The organism is Streptosporangium sp. NPDC049248 (assembly GCF_040678965.1).
GTDB classification, from domain to species: Bacteria; Actinomycetota; Actinomycetes; order Streptosporangiales; family Streptosporangiaceae; genus Streptosporangium; species Streptosporangium fukuiense.
In genome coordinates, this window is sequence record NZ_JBFAQY010000021.1 from 33392 (window position 1) to 51277 (window position 17886).

Sequence of the window (17886 nt, forward strand, 5' to 3'; positions counted from 1 at the left end):
GGATGTCGCGGCAGGAGTGCCCCTGCGCTTTCCCGTGTTCTATAGTTCTTTGGAATATTGGCTACAACGGGCCTGCAGGAGGGCACGATGTCATATCCGGAGCCTCGTTACCTGGGCGAGACGGGCGAGAGCAGCGGGTTCTTCCGGCCGGCGAGTGCGGGACCGGACCTGGTGATAGGCGAAGGCGGGACGGAGGTGCGCTACCTGGGCACCGGCGCCTCGACGAACGGGCAGTTCGGTCTGTACCGCTGGGACATGGGCGCGAAGCCGTCCGGCCCGGACCCGCACTTCCACCGGACGATCTCCGAGTCCTTCTTCGTGCTCTCCGGGACCGTGCGGCTGTTCAACGGGAAGACCTGGACCGACGCGACGGCGGGAGACTTCCTGTACGTCCCGGAGGGCGGGGTGCACGCCTTCCGCAACGAGTCCGGCGAACCGGCCTCGATGCTGTTGCTCTTCGCGCCGGGAGCACCCCGCGAGGGCTACTTCGAGGAGCTCGCCGAGATCGCGGCCGACGGGCGCCGGCTCAGCGACGCGGAGTGGACGGACGTCTATCTCCGGCACGACCAGTACATGGTCTGACGGCCATGGCGGAGTTTCCCGAGGAACCGATCTACCGGCAGCTGGCCCGGATCGGCAGGACGCTGGCCAGTCCGGTACGGCTGAGGCTGCTCGACGTGCTCGACCAGGGGGAGCACACCGTCGAGCAGCTGTCCGAGGAGGCGGACATCCCGCTGAAGAACACCTCGGCCCAGCTGCAGCAGCTCCGCGCGGCCCACCTGGTGACGAGCCGCAGGGCGGGTACCCGGGTCTACTACCGACTGGCCGACGAGCGGGTCTCGCGCTTCCTGGGCGAGCTGCAGGACTTCGCCGCGGAAAGGCTCGCCGATCTGCGGGAGGCGGTGTCCGAGCACCTCGGCGAGGTCGCGGTCCTGGAGGCGGTGACCGCCGACGAGCTCGCCGCGCGTCTCGACGACCCCGGCATCGTGATCGTCGACGTCCGTCCGGCCGCCGACCACGCCCGCGGCCACGTGCCGGGGGCGGTGTCGGTTCCGCTGGCCGAGCTGCGGGACCGGCTCGACGAGCTGCCCAGGGACATCGAGATCGTGGCCTACTGCGGCGGCCCCTACTGCGTGGTCTCCCCGCAGGCCGTGCGCCTGCTCCGCGACCACGGCTTCTCGGCGCGCCCGCTGGCCGGCGGGCTCGCCCACTGGCGGCGCGCGGGGAGAGGGCTGCGGACCGGTTCCGCCGCGGCCCCGTAACGGGCCCGCGGCCGAATCGTCGGAGTGGATCACTGCCGTTCCCGGCATGTTCGGTTCGCAGCAGCAGGCTGCTCTGTCGACTGCCGGGACGAAGGCCGCCGCGCCCGGCGGGTTCCCTCGGATCACCCGCCGCGAAGAGGCCGGCCTATGACCGCCTGGGAGGAGATCCGCGGACTCATCGACCGCCGGACGCCCACGCCGTCGCGGTTACGGACCGTGCTCAGCAGGGTCTTCCACGCTGGAGCGTCCGATCCGACGCCCTCGCTCATCGGGTTCTGACACGCGGCCGGGCCGGGGGCCTTACGCTCCCAGTGCGGGAAGGAGGTGTCGTTCCTCGTAGGCGAAGTGCTCCTCCAGATCGCGGGCCAGCCGCTCCAGCTCCGCCCGGAGCCGGTCCGCGTCGGCCGTAGCGGTGCCGGAGGTGAGGTCGGCGAGCAGTGCCTGGAGATCCGTCAGGGCCTGCGCCACCAGGTGGTGTTCCCGGCGGAGCCGGTCGAGTGCCGGGGCGAGCTCGGGAAACTCCTTTTCGAAAACGGTGAACGCGCCGTTCTCGTTGGTGTGGTGCGCATGGAGTGCGCCGCAGAAGGTCAGGCAGTGCCGGGCCAGTTCCTCGCCCAGCCGGGGTGCCGGCGTCCCGGCGGCGTACGGCTCCGCATGCCCGGCGAGGAAAGCGTCGACGTCGCGGCGGACCGAGGCGAGTTCCCGGCGGAGCCGGTCGTGGACGGTTCTCAGGTGTTCGCCGATCGCCCGGTTGCGCGCCGGGTCGGCCGCGAGGTTCAGGCGGTGCAGGGCTATCACCGGGATGACCCGGGTGGTGCCCGCCTGGTAGGCGGCGAACGCCGGGTCGAGTTCGGCCTGGACCGCGTAGAGGCGGTCGCGTTCGTCGCCTTCGAGCGGCACCGCCTCGGCGGCGTACGTCTCGGTGCCGCCGTCGGCGGTGCCGATGGTGACCATGACCCGGGGGTCGGCCACCAGGTTGTGGTACCAGCCGGGGTTCTTCGGCAGGCCGGCGTTGGAGGCGAAGACCAGGACCCGGTCGCCGTCGCGCAGGTACACCGCGGGGTTGGTGTGGGGGCGGCCGCTCCGGGCACCGGTCGTGGTCAGCAGGACGAGCGGGGCGCCCTCGAACATTCCGCCCACCCGGCCGCCGTTCGCGCGGAACTCGTCGATGACGAGCCGATTGAACTCCGCCGGTGTGGGTTGCTGTTCTGCCATGGGGGAGCACCTCTTCGGTAGCATCAGCGAGGGAAGCGATTTTGCTTTGATAGCAAAACTACTTTTATATGAAAGCTATTGAGTGGGGTGGCGGATGTCAACCGATGATCGGGAGACGGACGGATCCGGGCTGGGCGTCGACGACACGATCCGGACGCTGCTGCTGCTGATGCCGCGGATGGTCGGGCGGGTGAAGCGGATCCGGATTCCCGAGGAGCTCCAGTCCTTCTCGCTCGCCCCCCGGCATCTGTCGCTCCTCGCCTACCTGCTGTTCGACGGATCGCTGGGCGTGAACGAGCTGGCGGCCCGGCTGGAGGTGGCGCCGGCGACGGTGAGCCTGATGGTCGGAGAGCTGAGCCGCAAGGGCATCCTGGAGCGGCGCGAGGACGAGAACGACCGGCGCCGGAAGATCGTGAGCATCGCCGACGCGCACCGGCCCGCGATCGACGGCTGGCTGGGGCGGGGGGCCACCGCCTGGCGCAGGGCGCTCGAACCGCTGACGGCGGACCAGCGGCGGATGTTCGTCGACACGCTGGCGGCGTACGAGCGTGGAATCACCGGGGAGCAGGACCTCGGGGACGGCGGACGCCCCTGAGGCACGTCGCGCGGCGGGTGGTCATGGTTCCGGCTCGTCCCGCGGTAACCGTGTTCACCCGCGGAAGCGCCATATCGCGGCGGTCATCCCGGAGAAGAGGGACCAGGCCGCCGACCGGGGCCATCCCTTGATCACGACTGAGCACGCGCCCTAGCCCCGGTGCCGGCGTACCATGCCCGCCGCGAGGGGGGCGCCCGCGAAGTCACCGGCCGCCACGCGGGCGGCGACGGTGCGCCGGACGAGACGGTCGGCCAGGGCGGGGGTGTGCCTGCCCACCATCATCTCGACCCGCCCCCGGCGGGTGGTCGCCACGTCACGGGGGGCCCGGCGGGCGGTGACCGCGCGGACGATCGCGTCGACCACGCCCTCGACGGGTTCCGGCCGGGACACCGCGTCCAGGGAGAGCCCGGCCTGTCTCGTGCTGTCGTGGATCGGGCTGCGGACCATGCTCGGGTAGACGGTCGTCACGCCGACATGCGTGCCGACCTCGAGACGGAGCGCGTCGGCGTAGGCCGCGAGCGCGCGCTTGGAGACGCCGTACGCCGCCGCCAGCGGCAGCGGCAGGACCGCCATCCGCGAGGCGATGAAGACCACCCGCCCCCTGGCGCGTACCAGGTGGGGCAGGACCGTCGCGGTCACCCGCCAGGCGCCGAGCAGGTTCAGCCGCAGCTGCGCCTCCACCTCGTCGCCCGGGGCGAGTTCGGCCGGGGCGGGCCCGCCCCGGCCGGCGTTGTTGATCAGCAGGTCGATGCCGCCGAGCAGGGCCGCGGCCTCCGCCACCGCGGCGTCGACAGACTCCTGGGAGGTGATGTCGCAGGCGATGATCGGTATGTCGGAGCCGTCGGGGCGGGCGGTGGGACGGGCGATGTCCAGGCCGACCACCCGCGCGCCCTGGGCGGTAAACCGTGCGCTCATCGCCCTGCCGAAGGTGCCCGCCGCGCCGGTGACCAGGATTCGGCGGCCGGCCAGCGCGCGCGCCGGGGACGGGCGCAGCTCGCGGTTCACGACGCGGAGGTACTGGTCGACGTCGATCCGCATGTGGGGCCTGCGCTGTCCCCAGCGCTCCCGCGCGGCGTCGAGTTCGGCCGAGGCGATCCGCCGCGCGCTCTCCGGATCGGGCAACCGGTGGGCTCCGGTCCGTACGGCGGCCACGAGGCGGCTCTGCGCCTCGACGACGGGCAGCGCCGAGCCGGTCGACTGCATCAGCCCGACGTAGCTGATCGAGTCGTCGCCGATGGGGAAGACGTGGCGGTAGAGCAGCAGGCTCGCCGGGTCGGGCACCGTGTCCGCGTCGAGGAACGGGGTCACGGCCCGGTAACCGGTGCACCAGACGATGTGGTCCACCTCGTCCGCCCGCCCGTCGGCGAAGTGGACCCGGGAGCCGTCCAGGCGCGTGATGCCCTGCCGCGCGAGAATCTCTCCTCTCGCGATCAGCCCGGGAACGGAGTCGCTGAGGGTCGGGTGGTCCTGGAGCACGCCCCGACGGGGCGCGGCCAGGCGCGGCCCGGCGGGTTTCCGGTCGGCGATCCTGAGCACCGCCTGGGAGACCACCTGGCGCACCCGCCAGGGGAGCAGGGCGGCGAGGGCGCCGTTGAGCTGGTCGGAGGGGCGGCCGAGCAGCCGTTTGGGCAGCACCCAGACACCGCGCCTGGCCGAGAGCAGCACGGTGGACGCGTGGCCGACGAGCTCGGCGGCGATGTCCATCGCGGAGTTGCCGGTGCCCACGACGAGCACCCGCCTGCCGGCCAGCTCGGCGGGGGTGACGTAGTCGTGCGCGTGTGACTCGGTGCCGCCGAACGTCCCCGGGTACGGCGGTTCGGGGTGGCGGGGCTCGTGGTTGTGGCCGTTGGCCACCACGAGATGCTCCACCGTCTCGGTGTACGGCCCGTCGGGGCCGGTCAGCGCCAGTTCCCAGCCGTCGCCGGTACGCCGGGCCGATTCGAGCGTGGTGGCGAACCGGAAACTCTCGCCGACCCCGAAGTGCTCGGCGTACGACCGCAGGTACTCCAGCATCTGGGCGCGGGTCGGGTAGTCGGGCCACTCGGCGGGCATGGGGAAGTCGGAGAACTCCGTGCGCGGCTTGCTGGTGTTGAGGCGCAGGCCCCGGTAGGACGCGGTGCCGGCGTCCAGCCGCCACAGGCCGCCGAGACAGGGGGCGCGCTCGATGCCGAGCACCGGCAGGCCGGCCTCGATGAGGGCCTTGGCCGCGGCTATGCCCGCGGCGCCGCCACCGATGACGGCGGTCACTCCCCGGCCCGGTTCCGCTGAGCTCATCCACTGCCTCCCATATTCCATCGGATGATGGAATATTAGCCGTCCACGGCGCCCGCGCCAGGGGGTGCGTAGAGCCGGTCGACGAAACGGTGGGCGTAGGCGCGGAACTCGCGCCGCTCGCGGTCCGCGGTCACCGGGTCGCCCCCGCGGGCGGTCAGGGCGGCCAGGGAGGTCACGTGGCCGTGGGCCGCCCAGACCAGGCCGCGCACGGTGATGTGCGGCGTCGGCTCGACGAGGAGGCCGCGGGTGGCCGCCGCCAGCAGGGCCCGCTCGATCTCGCCGTAGATCGGCAGCGAGTACGCCTCGTCCAGCGACAGGTGGAGGCCGGGGTCCAGCCACCGGCGCAGCCACAGGAACGTGGTCTGGGGGTGGTCGTCGAGGAAGTCCACGAACGCGTCCACCAGGTCGTGCATGGCGCGCACCACGTCGGCCGCCGGTCCGGAGCGCGCCGCGGCGAGGAGGGCGCGCACCGGCGGCGTGAGCGTCGCCCGCTCCAGCTCGAAGACGCGGGCGAAGCAGGCGTCGTACAGCGACGCCTTCGAGGGGAAGTGGTGGTGCACGCTGGAGACGTCGATTCCGACCCGGGCGGCGATGTCGCGCATGGAGGCGCCGTCGGCCCCGTGCCGGGCGAAGAGGTCGGTCGCCGCCGCGAGGATGCGGTCGGAGGTGGACGGCGCGGACCTGTCCCTGGGCGGGCGTCCCCGGCGGCGGGCCGGGGGCGCGGAGACGTCTTCCTCGCTCTTCCTCATGCCGGACAGTCTGGCCGCGATGCCCCTGCCTCGCAATCCATCGATGAATGGATTGGCAAGGAAAGCGGCGGGTCACCGGGAAGCAGAACTCGATCTTGTCCTGCGGTCCAGGCGAGGCACCCCTACAGTTGTGTGCCAATTGCCGGGCTCGGAGTTGATGGCGGGAGATCATGGGGGTTTGGGAAGGGGCGGCCGTGGTGCTCGCCGGGCGGTACCGGCTGGACGAGCTGATCGGCCGCGGCGGCACGGGCGAGGTCTGGCGCGGTTACGACCTGCGGCCGGGCTGGCCGGTGGCGGTCAAGATCCTGGCACCGCAGGTGGCCGACGCCGCGGTGCGCGAAAGGTTCGCCAGGGAGGCCAGGACCGCCGCGCGCGTCGTCCACCCCAACGTGGTGACCGTGCTCGACATGGGCGAGCACGAGGGCCGCCCGTACCTGGTGATGGAGTTGCTGACCGGCCGGGACCTCGCCGCCGAGCTGGCCGAGCGCGGGCCGCTGAGCGTGGCCGAGACGTGCCGCCTGGCGGGGCAGATCGCGCTCGGGCTGGACGCCGCGCACCAGGCCGGGGTCGTGCACCGCGACGTCAAACCGGCGAACCTGCATCTGGGCGCGGGCGGCGCGCTCAAGGTCGTCGACTTCGGCACGGCCAGGGTCGCGACCGAGGCCGCGATGCGGCTGACCTCGGTGGGCACCGTCATCGGCACGGCCGCCTACCTGTCGCCCGAGCAGATCCGCGGCGAGGCCGGAAACGCGGCCGCCGATCTGTACGCGCTCGGCTGCGTCTGCTACGAGCTGCTCTGCGGGCGGCCCCCGTTCGTCGGCACGGCGACGGAGGTGATCTCCCAGCACGTCGGCGCCCGGCCGGACCCGCCCGGCCGCCACCGGCCCGGCATCCCCGCGGAGCTGGAGAGGCTCGTCCTGGCGCTGCTGGAGAAGGATCCCGCCGCGCGGCCCACCGGGGCCGAGGTCGTCCGCCGGCTCCTGGCCGCGACGCCCCGCAGAGCGCCGCACGCGCCCGGGCCCCCGGCGCAGACCTCCGTGCTGCCCTCGGTGCCTCCCGCCCCCGCGGGAGGGAACGGCCTGCCTGTGGAGACGTGGGCGGGGCGTGCGACGAGGTATCTGCGAGAGAGCCCGCCCGGCCTGTTCCTGGCGATCCTGCTGGGCGTGGTGGCCCTGCCGGTGCTGGTGGCCCTGTGGGTGTCGGCCTCGCCGGATCCGGCGGGACAGCGCACCGCGGCGTCACCCGCGATCACGTCGGCGGCGCCCTCGGAGGCGCCCTCCCCGGCGTCGTCCGCACCCGTGTCGCCGACCCCCGCCGTGTCGCCGACCCCCGCCGTGTCGCCGACCCCCGCCGTCTCGCCGAGCGCGTCCGAGACACCGGCCCCCGCGCCCAGCCGGACCGCGCCGGCGGCGGACGGATGGCAGACACGTCTGGCGGCCCTGGCGCAGGCGGTCACCGCGCAGGAGCTACAGGGGAAGATCGACCCCAAGACGGCCCGCAAGGTCCGCGAGCGGATCGCCAAACTCGCCGGGAAGCTCCAGGAGGGCGACAACGGGAAGGCCCGTGACGAACTGCGCAAGCTCGGCCGTGAACTGAGCGAGGCGCGGCGGAAGGGCAGGCTCGCCTCCGACGGGCCGCTCGTCGACTTCCTCCGGACCTCGGGGCTCACCTTCCAGGTGGACGGCCAGGTGGACGGTTACCAGTCCGGGCCGCTTCATCACAGCAGCGACGACGATGACGACGACTAGGGCCGGTACGTGGTTGAGATCGCACCGGCCCTCACCCTGACAGGCCGCCGCCCTGGCGCGTGGCGAGATCACTGATGACGGGTGGTCCTCGATCGGGTCTCGCCCTCCCGGGCGGGCACGGCCTGATTCCGGGCCGGCGGTAACCGAAGGAGCCGGTCAAGGGATGGGCCGACCGGCAAGGCCCACCTGTCCGCCGTCCCCGGTCCCGGCGGCAGGGTGGAGACGGATCCACCCGCGGGTCCACCCTGTGGAGGTGCCGCTCCTGCCCGGCCGCTCCGTACCGTGACCGCCATGGACATGCGAACGCGTGACTCGGCGAGCGGCGGCGGACGGCGACGGGCCGGCCTGGCGATCACCCTGGTGGAACTGCTGCTCAAGGCGTCGGGAGGCAAGGTGAACGGGAAGTTCCTGGCGGCGGTGGCCGTGGTGGCGATCGTGGTGGTGGCCGGTTTCCTGCTGTTCCGGCTGCTCATGCTGGATGTCATCATGCAGGTCGTGGAACAACGCCGGTAGGCGTACGACGGCCTGGGGGGACCGATGGTCGACATCTGGCGGTGGGTCGTGCGGCTGTTCGCGGCCGACGACCCGGAGACCGGGTGGCTGATCCGGCTCCTGACGACGGGCTTCCTCGGCTGGACGCTGGCCACCGCCCGCCCCGTGGAGGCGGCGGGCTGGGTGGTCGGTCTGCTGGCCGCCTCCTTCACCTGCTGGCTGGCGTTCCTCGCGCTCGACCGGCGGACGCCCCGTGCCGCCCTCGGGCTGCTCGCCACCGGGGCGGTGCTCGCCGCGTCGGCGGCCGGCCCCGGCGACAGCGCCGCGGTCGTCTTCCTCGTCGCGTTCCAGCTGATGTTCGCCTCGGACCTGCGCCCTCGGCTGCGCACGCTGCTCGCGCTCGGGCTCCTGGACGCGGCGGTGGCCGTGGCGGGCATGGTCCTCTGGGGGCGGGCGCCCGGTGCGATCACGCTCTACCTGGCGTTGCTGGCGATCTGTCTGCTGCTGGCACTGCACCGCAGGCAGCACCGGATGCAGGCACTGCAGACGCGGCTGCTGCTGGAACAGACGAGGCGGGCACAACACGAGAGCGCCAGGGCGGCCGCGATGGAGGAGCGGGCCAGGATCGCCCGCGAGATACACGACGTGCTGGCGCACTCCCTGGGCGCGCTGGGCGTGCAACTGGAACTGGCCGAGGCGCTCCTCGCGGAGAAGGACGACAGGCAGGGGGCGGTGGCGCGGCTGCGCCGGTCCCGCCGCCTGGCCGCCGAGGGGCTCCGTGAGGCGCGTGCCGCCGTCGCCGCGCTGCGGGCCGACGTTCCGGAGCTGGGCCAGGCGCTCGCCACGCTGGCGGGTGAGCACCGTGACCATCACGGCACTCCGGTGAGCGTCCGGGTGGAGGGCACCCCGCGGCGGCTGTCGTCGCCCGCCGAGGTCTCGCTGCTGCGCACGGCGCGGGAGGCGCTGACGAACGCCGCCAGGCACGCCCCCGGCGCGCCGATCGACGTGGCCCTGTCGTTCCGGGGGCGATGCGTACGGCTCAGCGTCGCCAATGCCACTCCGGGGACGCCCGTCCGGGAGCGGGAAACCGCCGTCGCGGGGTTCGGGCTCGCTGGGATGGGGGAGCGGATCGCGCTGGTGGGTGGCACGCTCCGGGCGGGCGCGGACGCTCCGGGGCAGGGCTGGACCGTCACGGCGGAGGTGCCCGCGTGACCGGGTCCGCGGGGGCTCACGAGCCCTGCGCGGCGGGCGCCCGGACGGTCAGGGTGCTGGTGGCCGACGACCAGCAGCTCATGCGCGAGGGTCTGGTCGCCCTGCTCGGCCTGGTCGACGGGATCGAGGTGGTCGGCGACGCGGGCGACGGCGAGCAGGCGCTCCGGCTGGCCGCCGAACTGCGGCCCGACGTGGTGCTGATGGACCTCCGGATGCCCGTGATGGACGGCGTGACGGCGACCCGGCGACTCGCCCGCGACCATCCGGATGTGGCGGTTCTCGTCCTGACCACCTACTCCGACGACGAGTCGGTGCACGCCGCGCTGGCCGCGGGCGCGCGCGGCTACCTCACCAAGGACGCGGGCCGCGCCGAGATCGCGGCCGCGTTGAGGTCGGCCGCCGCCGGGCAGTCCACGTTCGACGCGACCGTGTCGCGTCGTCTGGTCGACGCCCTGATCAGGTCCGGAGCGGTTCCCCCGCCGGACGGGCTGACCGCGCGCGAGGTCGAGGTGCTGCGGTTGGTGGCCCGTGGTCTGCCGAACGGAGAGATCGCCGCGGCGCTGTTCATCGCCGAGACGACGGTGAAAACGCACATCAACCACGTGTTCGCCAAGATCGGCGCACGTAACCGGGCGGAGGCGGCCGGCTACGCGCACCGCCACGGGCTCGTGCCCGGCTGAGACGGAGCGTTCCGCACCCCGCGGCAGGCCGGCGCGCAGGCGAGACCTGGTGATCCCAACCTTCCGGAGCGCGGGACGGGGACGCCCGCCGTTCCCGGGTACTTCCGAGGTATGACCGCAGAATCGAAGGATCCGCTGGCGGATCTCAATCCGTTCGACATATTCGACACCGAGGCCGCCCGCCTCGACCGCTTCTTCTCCGGGCTCGACGCGGAGGGCTGGCGGCGTCCCTCGCGGGCGGCGGGCTGGTCGGTCCGCGACGTGCTCGGGCACCTGGCGGGGGAGGAGCTGTACAACCACGCCTGTCTGGACGACGACATCGACGGGTTCGTCGCGATGCTCGGGAACGAGGGTGTGGAGGGCGGTTTCAACGCCTTCAACGCCTGGTGCGTGGAGCGCCGCCGCGACGTTCCGGTCGAGGAGGTGCTCCAGGAGTGGCGGCGCGAGAACGGGGAGACGCGCGAGCGGATGCGCGGACTCGGCCGCGACGCCCTGCTGCCGACCCTCGCGGGACCGTACCCGGTGGGGCTGCAGACCTTCCACTACGACTCGGAGTACGCCACCCACGCCGACGACGTCGGCGCGCCCGTCGCGGAGGACGAGGAGGACGAGCGGACCTGGTGGCGAGCGAGGGTGGGCGCGTTCGTGCTCGCCGAGCAGGGTTCGAAGGTCCAGGTCGAGCTGACCGCCGACGGGATCTGGGTGCACGCCTACGACATGAGCGAGCAGCTGGGGCCCCCGGCGTTCGTGGCGGCGACCGTCGGCCGCCTGCCGGACGACCACCCCGTCGACCATCCTCTCGACCGCAGGCTCAGGGCCGCCCTGCGCTGTCTGGCCTGAGCTTTCGGCGCGCGTTCCCGCCGGGGCCTCAGTGGTCGTCCTGCCCCTGCCGCCCCTCGTCCCGGCCTCCGTTCCTGTCCTTGCGGCGCATCCGGTGCAGGGTGCCCGCCCGCGCGCGCTCCTCGGGGTGGGCGCGTACCCTGCGCAGGCTGAAGACGACGGTGACCAGCAGCACCAGGAAGATCACCAGCAGTGAGAGCGGGGTCGGGATCTCGGGGAAGGACTTGGAGACGTCCTCGTGCAGGAAGGCCAGGATGAGTTTCAGGCCGATGAAGCCGAGGATGACCGCCAGGCCGATCGACAGGTAGACCAGGCGCTCCAGCAGGCCCTCGATCAGGAAGTACAGGGCACGCAGCCCCAGCAGCGCGAAGGCGTTGGCGGCGAAGACGATGAGCGGGTGCGTGGTGACGCCGAAGACCGCGGGAATGGAGTCGAGGGCGAACAGCAGGTCGGTGCTTCCGATCGCGAGGAAGACCACGAACAGCGGGGTGACCATCCGTTTTCCGTCCTCGCGGACGACGAGCCTGCCGTCGTGCAGGTTCTCGGTGACCGGGAGCGCCTTCGAGACGAAGCGGATCAGGGGGTTGCTCTCGATGTCGGGCTCCTCGTTCCGGTGCCGGACGAGCTGGATCGCCGTCCAGATCAGCAGCAGGCCGAAGAGCAGGAATGTGAAGGAGAAGAGGCTGATGGCCGCCGCGCCGACCGCGATGAGGACGGCGCGCAGCACGAGGGCGGTGGCGATCCCGAAGAGCAGCACCTTCTGCTGGTTCTCCGGGGGCACGGAGAAGCGCGCCATGATGATGACGAAGACGAAGAGGTTGTCGACGGAGAGGCTCTTCTCCACCAGCCATCCGGCGAAGTACTCGGTCGCCAGCGCCGACCCGGCCAGCCACCACAGGACCAGGCCGAAGGCGATGGCCACGCCGATGTAGAAGACGCTCCAGGCGGTGGCCTCGCGCATGCCCACGGCGTGCGGCCGGCGCGCCGCCACCACGAAGTCGAGGACGAGCAGCGCTATCACCAGAACGACGACCGCGATCCACATGCCTATCGAATCGATCGCCATCCGTGTTCCCTCCAGCCGGTTGAGAATCCTCGCTTACCCTCAGGTAAGGGGGTCCACACCCGGAGGCCACCGGCCCGCGCGGGGACGCGGGCGGGTGCGGGGAGCGCGGGGTCAGCGGGCCGAACCGGCCCGGCGCTTGGTCCAGACGTCCAGGGCCACGGCGGCGAGCAGGACCAGGCCCTTGAAGAGCATGACCCGCTCGCTGGGCGCGCCGATCAGGGACATGCCGTTGTTGATCACGGCCATGATGAGGCCGCCGGTGAGTGCGCCGACCACCTTGCCCACCCCGCCCTGGACCGCGGCGCCGCCGATGAAGGCGGCCGCGATGGCGTCCAGCTCGAAGCCGTTGCCCGCCGTCGGGCCGGCCTGGTTCAGCCGCCCGGCGAAGATGATCCCGGCGAGCGCGGCGAGCACCCCCATGTTGACGAAGATCCAGAAGGTGACGGACTTCACCTTGATGCCGGACAGGCTCGCGGCGTTCAGGTTGCCGCCGATGGCGTAGATGTGGCGGCCGAAGACCGCGCGGTTGGTCAGCAGCGTGTAGCCCAGCACCAGGATCGCCAGCAGCACCAGCACCCAGGGCAGGTTCTTGAACCTGGCGAGCTGCACGATGACCACCATCACCACCGCGGCGGCGGCGCCGATCCTCAGCAGGAACACCGGCAGCGCGTCGACCTGCTGCCGGTAGCCGAGCCGCGCCTGGCGGGCCCGCCACTGGGTGCCGGCGATCCCGGCCACCGCGGCCAGGCCGACGAGCAGCGTCAGCAGGTCGGCGCCGCCGAGCGGGCCGAGGCCGACGTTGCCGAAGAAACCGGGCACGAAGCCGTTGGCGAGGGTCCGCACCTCGTCGGGGAAGGGTCCGATGCCCTGGTTGCCGAGCACGGTCAGGGTCAGCGCCCTGAAGACCAGCATTCCGGCCAGGGTCACGATGAACGCCGGTATGCCGAAGTAGGCGATCCAGTAGCCCTGCCAGGCCCCGATCAGCGCGCCCGCGACCAGCGTGACCAGGATCGCCAGCGGCCAGGCCACGTCCATGTCGACCATCAGCACCGCCGCGATCGCGCCGGTGAGTCCCACCACCGAGCCCACCGAGAGGTCGATGTGACCGGCGATGATGATCAGGATCATGCCGATGGCCAGGATCAGGACGTAGGAGTTCTGCACCATGATGTTGGAGATGTTCTGCGGGCTGAGCAGCTCTCCGTCGGTCAGGATGGAGAACAGCACGATGATCAGCGCGAAGGCGATGTAGATGCCGCTCTGCCGCAGGTTGACGGAGAGGCGGCCGGCGGGCGCCTTGGCGGGTACCGCCGGAAGGCCGCCGCTCGATGGCGCTGTCTCACGGGTCGGGACCTTCATCGTGCCCTTACTCCTTTTCCTTGGTCATGAGCTGCATGAGCCGCTCAGGGGTGGCCTCGGCCCGGGAGACCTCACCGGTGATGCGGCCGGCGGACATGGCGTAGACGCGGTCGCAGACGCCGAGCAACTCGGGCAGCTCCGAGGAGATGACCAGGATGGCCCTGCCCTGGTCGGCGAGCTGGTTGATGATCGAGTAGATCTCGTACTTGGCGCCCACGTCGATGCCGCGGGTGGGCTCGTCGAGGATCAGCACGTCGGCGTCGGTGAAGATCCACTTCGACAGCACCACCTTCTGCTGGTTGCCGCCGCTGAGCTTTCCGGTGACCGACAGCACGCTGGGAGCCTTGATGTTCATGCTCTCCCGGAAGCCGTCGGCGACCTGGTACTCCTTGTTGTCGTCGACCCAGCCGCGCCTGGCCAGCTTCCTCAGCGCGGCGGCCGACACGTTCCGCTTGATGTCGTCGATCAGGTTGAGGCCGTACCGCTTGCGGTCCTCGGTGGCGTACGCGAGCCCGTGGCCGATCGCCTCGCCGACCGTGCGGAGCTGGATCTCCCTGCCGTTCTTGTAGACGCGGCCGGAGACGCCGACCCCGTAACTCCGGCCGAACACGCTCATCGCCAGCTCGGTGCGGCCGGCGCCCATCAGGCCGGCCAGGCCGACGATCTCGCCGCGGCGCAGTGTCAGGTTGGCGCCGGAGACGACGACGCGGTCGTGCTGGGTGGGGCTGTGCACCGTCCAGTCCTCGATCCGCAGCGCCTCCTCGCCGATCTTCGGCTCGTGCGGCGGGAAGCGGTGTTCGAGGTCGCGGCCCACCATGCCGGCGATGATGCGCTCCTCGGTGACCTCCTCGCCGCTCATGTCCAGGGTCTCGATCGTCCGGCCGTCACGCAGGATCGTGGTGGAGTCGGCGATGGCCTGGATCTCGTTCAGCTTGTGCGAGATGATCACCGAGGTGATGCCCTCCTCGCGCAGCCCGCGCAGCAGGTCGAGCAGGTGCGCGGAGTCCTCGTCGTTGAGCGAGGCGGTCGGCTCGTCGAGGATGAGCAGTCTGACCTGCTTGGACAGCGCTTTGGCGATCTCCACCAGCTGCTGCTTGCCGACCCCGATGTCCATCGAGCGCGTCACCGGGTTCTCGCGCAGCCCGACCCGCTCCAGCAGCTCGGCGGCCTCGGCGTTGGTCCGGTTCCAGTCGATCAGGCCGCGGCTGGTCCGCTCGTTGCCGAGGAAGATGTTCTCGGCGATGGACAGGTACGGGCTGAGCGCCAGCTCCTGGTGAATGATCACGATGCCGTGCTTCTCGCTGTCCCTGATGTCGGAGAAGCGGCACGGCTCGCCGTCGAAGAAGATCTCGCCGTCGTACGAACCGTGCGGGTACACGCCGGACAGGACCTTCATCAGCGTCGACTTGCCGGCGCCGTTCTCCCCGCAGATCGCGTGTATCTCGCCCCTGCGTACCGCCAGGTTGACGTCCTGCAGGGCTTTGACGCCCGGGAACGTCTTGGTGATCCCGCGCATCCGGAGTATGTCGTCGGTCAAGCCGTCCGCCTCCTCGGCGTCTTCCGGGAGCCCCGCCACCCCCGCGGACGTTCGCGGGGGTGGCGCCGCTGCTCCTACTTGAGCTGGTCTTCGGTGTAGTAGCCGGAGTCGACGAGGACCTTCTTGTAGTTGTCCTTGTAGACGATCACGGGCTCCAGCAGATTGGACGGGACGACCTTGTTGCCGTTGTCGTAGTCGGTGGTGTTGTTCACCTCGGGCTTGCCGCCCTTGAGCACCGCGTCGGCCATCTCGACGGTGACGGCGGCCAGCTCACGGGTGTCCTTGTAGATCGTCGCGTACTGCTCACCCGCGATGATCGACTTGACCGAGGCGACCTCGCCGTCCTGGCCGGTCACGATCGGGTACGGCTGGCCGGCGGTGCCGTAGCCGCTGCTCTTCAGCGCCGACAGGATGCCGATGGACAGACCGTCGTACGGGGAGAGCACGCCGTCGACCAAGGTGTCGCCGGAGTAGGACTTGGTGATCAGGTCCTCCATCCGCTTCTGCGCGGTGGCCGGGTCCCAGCGCAGGATCGCGACGGTCTTGAAGTCGGTCTGGCCGCTCTTGACGACCAGGGTGCCGGCGTCGATGTACGGCTTCAGCGTCTCCATCGCGCCGTTGTAGAAGAAGGTGGCGTTGTTGTCGTCCGGCGAGCCGGCGAAGATCTCGATGTTGAACGGGCCCTTGGCGTCGCCGTCGGAGCCGTCCTCCTTCTTCAGCTTCAGGCCGACCAGCAGCGAGGTCGCCTGCTGCACGCCCACCTTGAAGTTGTCGAAGGTGGCGTAGTAGTCGACGTTCGGCGAGTTGCGGATGAGCCGGTCGTAGGCGATCACCGGGATCTTCTTGTCGGCCGCCTGCTGGAGCTGCGTGGTGATGGCGGTGCCGTCGATCGAGGCGATGATCAGCAGCTTGGCGCCCTTGGTGATCTGGTTCTCGATCTGGTTGACCTGCGTGGGGATGTCGTTCTCCGCGTACTGCAGGTCGACCTTGTAGCCCAGCTTCTCCAGGGCGCTCTTGACGTTGTCACCGTCGTGGATCCAGCGCTCGGAGGACTTGGTCGGCATCGTGACGCCGACCAGGGTGTCGGCGGGCGCCGCGGAGGCGGCCTCCGACGCGCCCTGGTCGACGGTCTTGACGCTTGAGCCACAGGCCGTCACTCCCATGGCGAGAGCCAGGCTCACCGAGAAGGTGACCAGCTTCGCGAACTTCATCGAATACCTCCAGTGTGGGGGTCCGGGGTCCTGGCCGGGGGGAGGGCCGCGGGAGAGATGGGAGGCGGCGCGTCCCGAGAGCGGCGGGTGCTCGGGCGGCGTGTGCCGCCACCGGGGCGCGTTCCTTCGGGGCCGTGCCCGCGGCGATGGGGGAGCGAGCCGTGACCCGGCTCGCTCCCCCATCCGTGAACAGGTCCGTGAACAGGTCCCTGAGCAGGGTCCTGAGCAATTCCGTGAGCGTTTTCTTGAGCGTTTTCGTAAGTGTTTTTGTGAGCGTTCACAACAGCGGCGCGGGACACCGCGGGGATCCGGCCGGCTGTGTGACGAGACATCAAATGCCGGAGTCGGCCGGCTGTCAACCCCCGGGTGGTCAGCAGTCCTCGCGTCATGAAGACCTTCCCGGAGGATATGTGAGCGTTAACAACGGGGTATGGGACAGTTAAGGGCGTGATGACGGTGCCGTCAAGTAGGCGTTAACGAATGGTTCCCGTGTAACCAGACTGCAATGTGGCGGGTGCTTGACGCGAGGTGTTGTTAGCGCTCACAGTCTGTCCCAAGCCACCAGAAGGAGCCGACCGTGAGCCCGAGCCACGAGCGCCGCCCGCCGGTGATGGCGGATGTCGCCACGAAGGCCGGCGTGTCGCACCAGACGGTCTCACGCGTGCTCAACGACCACCCCAACGTCCGTGCCGAGACCCGCGCCCGGGTGCTGGCGGCGATCCACGAGCTCGGCTACCGGCGCAACATGGTGGCCCGCGCCCTGGTCACGAGGCATACCCGCACCCTCGGCGTGGTCAGCTTCGACACGACCCTGTACGGGCCGGCGAGCACCGTGTACGGCATCGAGCAGGCCGCCAGGTCCGCGGGGTACTTCGTCAGCATGGTCAGCCTCAAGACCATCGACACCGCGGGAGTGCGCGACGCGCTCGGCTACCTGGCCGAGCAGGGCGTCGACGGCATCGTGGTGGTCGCGCCGCAGCGCTCGGCCGCCCCGGCGCTGGCCGACGTGCCCACCGACATCCCCGTGGTGGCCGTCGAGGGCGGCCACTCCGGCGACGTGTCGGTGGTCAGTGTCGACCAGGTCCACGGTGCCCGGCTGGCCACCAGGCACCTGCTCGACCTCGGCCACGAGACCGTCTGGCACATCGGCGGCCCGCCGGACTGGCTGGAGGTCGAGGGGCGGATCGAGGGGTGGCGCGACGTGCTGGTCGCCGCGGGCCGTCCGATCCCCGAACCGCTGCCCGGTGACTGGAGCCCGCGCTCCGGCTACGAGGCGGGTCTGCGCCTGGCGGCGGTGCCGGGTGTCACCGCGGTGTTCGTCGCCAACGACCAGATGGCGCTCGGCGCGCTGCGCGCCTTCGCCGAGCGGGGAGTGCGGGTGCCCGAGCAGATCAGCATCGTGGGGTTCGACGACATCCCGGAGTCGGAGTTCTTCACCCCGCCGCTCACCACGGTCAGGCAGGACTTCGGGGCGGTCGGGAGATGGAGCATCGAACTGCTGCTCAGGCAGATGGAGGCGGGCGCGGAATGGTCCCACGAGCGGCATGTCGTTCCGCCGAGGTTCGTGGCCAGGGCCAGCACCGCACCGGCCCACACGTGACGCGAACAAGTCCGCCCGTCGATGTTAGCGCTAACGGTCAGGCGAG

The 17886-nt window shown here is 71.1% G+C and carries 17 protein-coding genes; 10 read left to right on the plus strand and 7 right to left on the minus strand.

Features of this window, described 5'->3' with window-relative positions:
• Nucleotides 1-87: 87 nt before the first annotated feature.
• The 3 genes from AB0K21_RS30655 to AB0K21_RS30665 all read left to right on the plus strand — a co-directional run bounded on the left by AB0K21_RS30655 (nt 88) and on the right by AB0K21_RS30665 (nt 1541).
• Nucleotides 88-582 (plus strand): cupin domain-containing protein, encoded by a 495-nt coding sequence (locus tag AB0K21_RS30655; RefSeq protein ID WP_343964599.1) that lies wholly within the window; start codon nt 88-90, stop codon nt 580-582.
• 5 nt (nt 583-587) lie between these two features.
• A complete protein-coding gene (locus AB0K21_RS30660) occupies nt 588-1262 on the plus strand; it encodes a metalloregulator ArsR/SmtB family transcription factor (RefSeq protein WP_343964601.1) in 675 nt (224 codons plus the stop codon).
• 147 nt (nt 1263-1409) lie between these two features.
• Nucleotides 1410-1541, plus strand: a complete 132-nt coding sequence (locus AB0K21_RS30665) for a hypothetical protein (RefSeq protein ID WP_343964603.1) — start codon at nt 1410-1412, stop codon at nt 1539-1541.
• 21 nt (nt 1542-1562) lie between these two features.
• Here AB0K21_RS30665 and AB0K21_RS30670 read toward each other — a convergent pair whose 3' ends face one another.
• A complete protein-coding gene (locus AB0K21_RS30670) occupies nt 1563-2477 on the minus strand; it encodes a nitroreductase/quinone reductase family protein (protein WP_364155168.1) in 915 nt (304 codons plus the stop codon).
• Between the two features lie 94 nt (nt 2478-2571).
• Between AB0K21_RS30670 and AB0K21_RS30675 the strand changes: the two genes are divergently transcribed.
• Nucleotides 2572-3072: a MarR family transcriptional regulator gene (locus AB0K21_RS30675; RefSeq protein ID WP_343964609.1), complete on the plus strand. Its 501-nt coding sequence runs from the start codon at nt 2572-2574 to the stop codon at nt 3070-3072.
• Between the two features lie 150 nt (nt 3073-3222).
• Here AB0K21_RS30675 and AB0K21_RS30680 read toward each other — a convergent pair whose 3' ends face one another.
• Nucleotides 3223-5346 carry an SDR family NAD(P)-dependent oxidoreductase gene (locus tag AB0K21_RS30680; RefSeq protein WP_364155170.1) on the minus strand — a complete coding sequence of 708 codons (2124 nt, stop codon included), beginning with the start codon at nt 5344-5346 and terminating at the stop codon, nt 3223-3225.
• A 35-nt stretch (nt 5347-5381) separates the two neighbouring features.
• Nucleotides 5382-6095, minus strand: coding sequence for a TetR/AcrR family transcriptional regulator (locus tag AB0K21_RS30685; RefSeq protein ID WP_364155171.1), 714 nt, complete (start codon nt 6093-6095; stop codon nt 5382-5384).
• 170 nt (nt 6096-6265) lie between these two features.
• Between AB0K21_RS30685 and AB0K21_RS30690 the strand changes: the two genes are divergently transcribed.
• The 5 genes from AB0K21_RS30690 to AB0K21_RS30710 all read left to right on the plus strand — a co-directional run bounded on the left by AB0K21_RS30690 (nt 6266) and on the right by AB0K21_RS30710 (nt 11067).
• Entirely contained in the window at nt 6266-7843 is a 1578-nt protein-coding gene (locus AB0K21_RS30690; RefSeq protein ID WP_364155173.1) for a protein kinase, read from the plus strand.
• A 291-nt stretch (nt 7844-8134) separates the two neighbouring features.
• Nucleotides 8135-8356 carry a hypothetical protein gene (locus AB0K21_RS30695; RefSeq protein WP_343964617.1) on the plus strand — a complete coding sequence of 74 codons (222 nt, stop codon included), beginning with the start codon at nt 8135-8137 and terminating at the stop codon, nt 8354-8356.
• A 24-nt stretch (nt 8357-8380) separates the two neighbouring features.
• Nucleotides 8381-9547, plus strand: a complete 1167-nt coding sequence (locus AB0K21_RS30700) for a histidine kinase (protein WP_343964619.1) — start codon at nt 8381-8383, stop codon at nt 9545-9547.
• Nucleotides 9544-10227, plus strand: a complete 684-nt coding sequence (locus AB0K21_RS30705; protein ID WP_343964621.1) for a response regulator transcription factor — start codon at nt 9544-9546, stop codon at nt 10225-10227. Before AB0K21_RS30700 ends, AB0K21_RS30705 begins: the two co-directional genes overlap by 4 nt.
• Before the next feature lie 111 nt (nt 10228-10338).
• Nucleotides 10339-11067, plus strand: coding sequence for a maleylpyruvate isomerase family mycothiol-dependent enzyme (locus AB0K21_RS30710; RefSeq protein ID WP_343964625.1), 729 nt, complete (start codon nt 10339-10341; stop codon nt 11065-11067).
• Between the two features lie 28 nt (nt 11068-11095).
• On the opposite strand, the gene AB0K21_RS30715 is transcribed toward AB0K21_RS30710, so the two are convergent.
• From AB0K21_RS30715 to chvE, 4 genes are all read right to left on the minus strand, one after another.
• Nucleotides 11096-12133 carry a TerC/Alx family metal homeostasis membrane protein gene (locus AB0K21_RS30715; protein ID WP_343964627.1) on the minus strand — a complete coding sequence of 346 codons (1038 nt, stop codon included), beginning with the start codon at nt 12131-12133 and terminating at the stop codon, nt 11096-11098.
• 111 nt (nt 12134-12244) lie between these two features.
• Complete coding sequence (gene mmsB / locus AB0K21_RS30720) at nt 12245-13492, minus strand: multiple monosaccharide ABC transporter permease (protein WP_343964629.1); 1248 nt, start codon at nt 13490-13492, stop codon at nt 12245-12247.
• A 7-nt stretch (nt 13493-13499) separates the two neighbouring features.
• Complete coding sequence (gene mmsA / locus AB0K21_RS30725; protein WP_364155263.1) at nt 13500-15008, minus strand: multiple monosaccharide ABC transporter ATP-binding protein; 1509 nt, start codon at nt 15006-15008, stop codon at nt 13500-13502.
• Between the two features lie 95 nt (nt 15009-15103).
• Entirely contained in the window at nt 15104-16240 is a 1137-nt protein-coding gene (chvE, locus tag AB0K21_RS30730; RefSeq protein ID WP_343964631.1) for a multiple monosaccharide ABC transporter substrate-binding protein, read from the minus strand.
• A 610-nt stretch (nt 16241-16850) separates the two neighbouring features.
• Here chvE and AB0K21_RS30735 point away from each other — a divergent pair.
• Entirely contained in the window at nt 16851-17840 is a 990-nt protein-coding gene (locus AB0K21_RS30735; protein ID WP_343964674.1) for a LacI family DNA-binding transcriptional regulator, read from the plus strand.
• Nucleotides 17841-17886 lie beyond the last annotated feature (46 nt).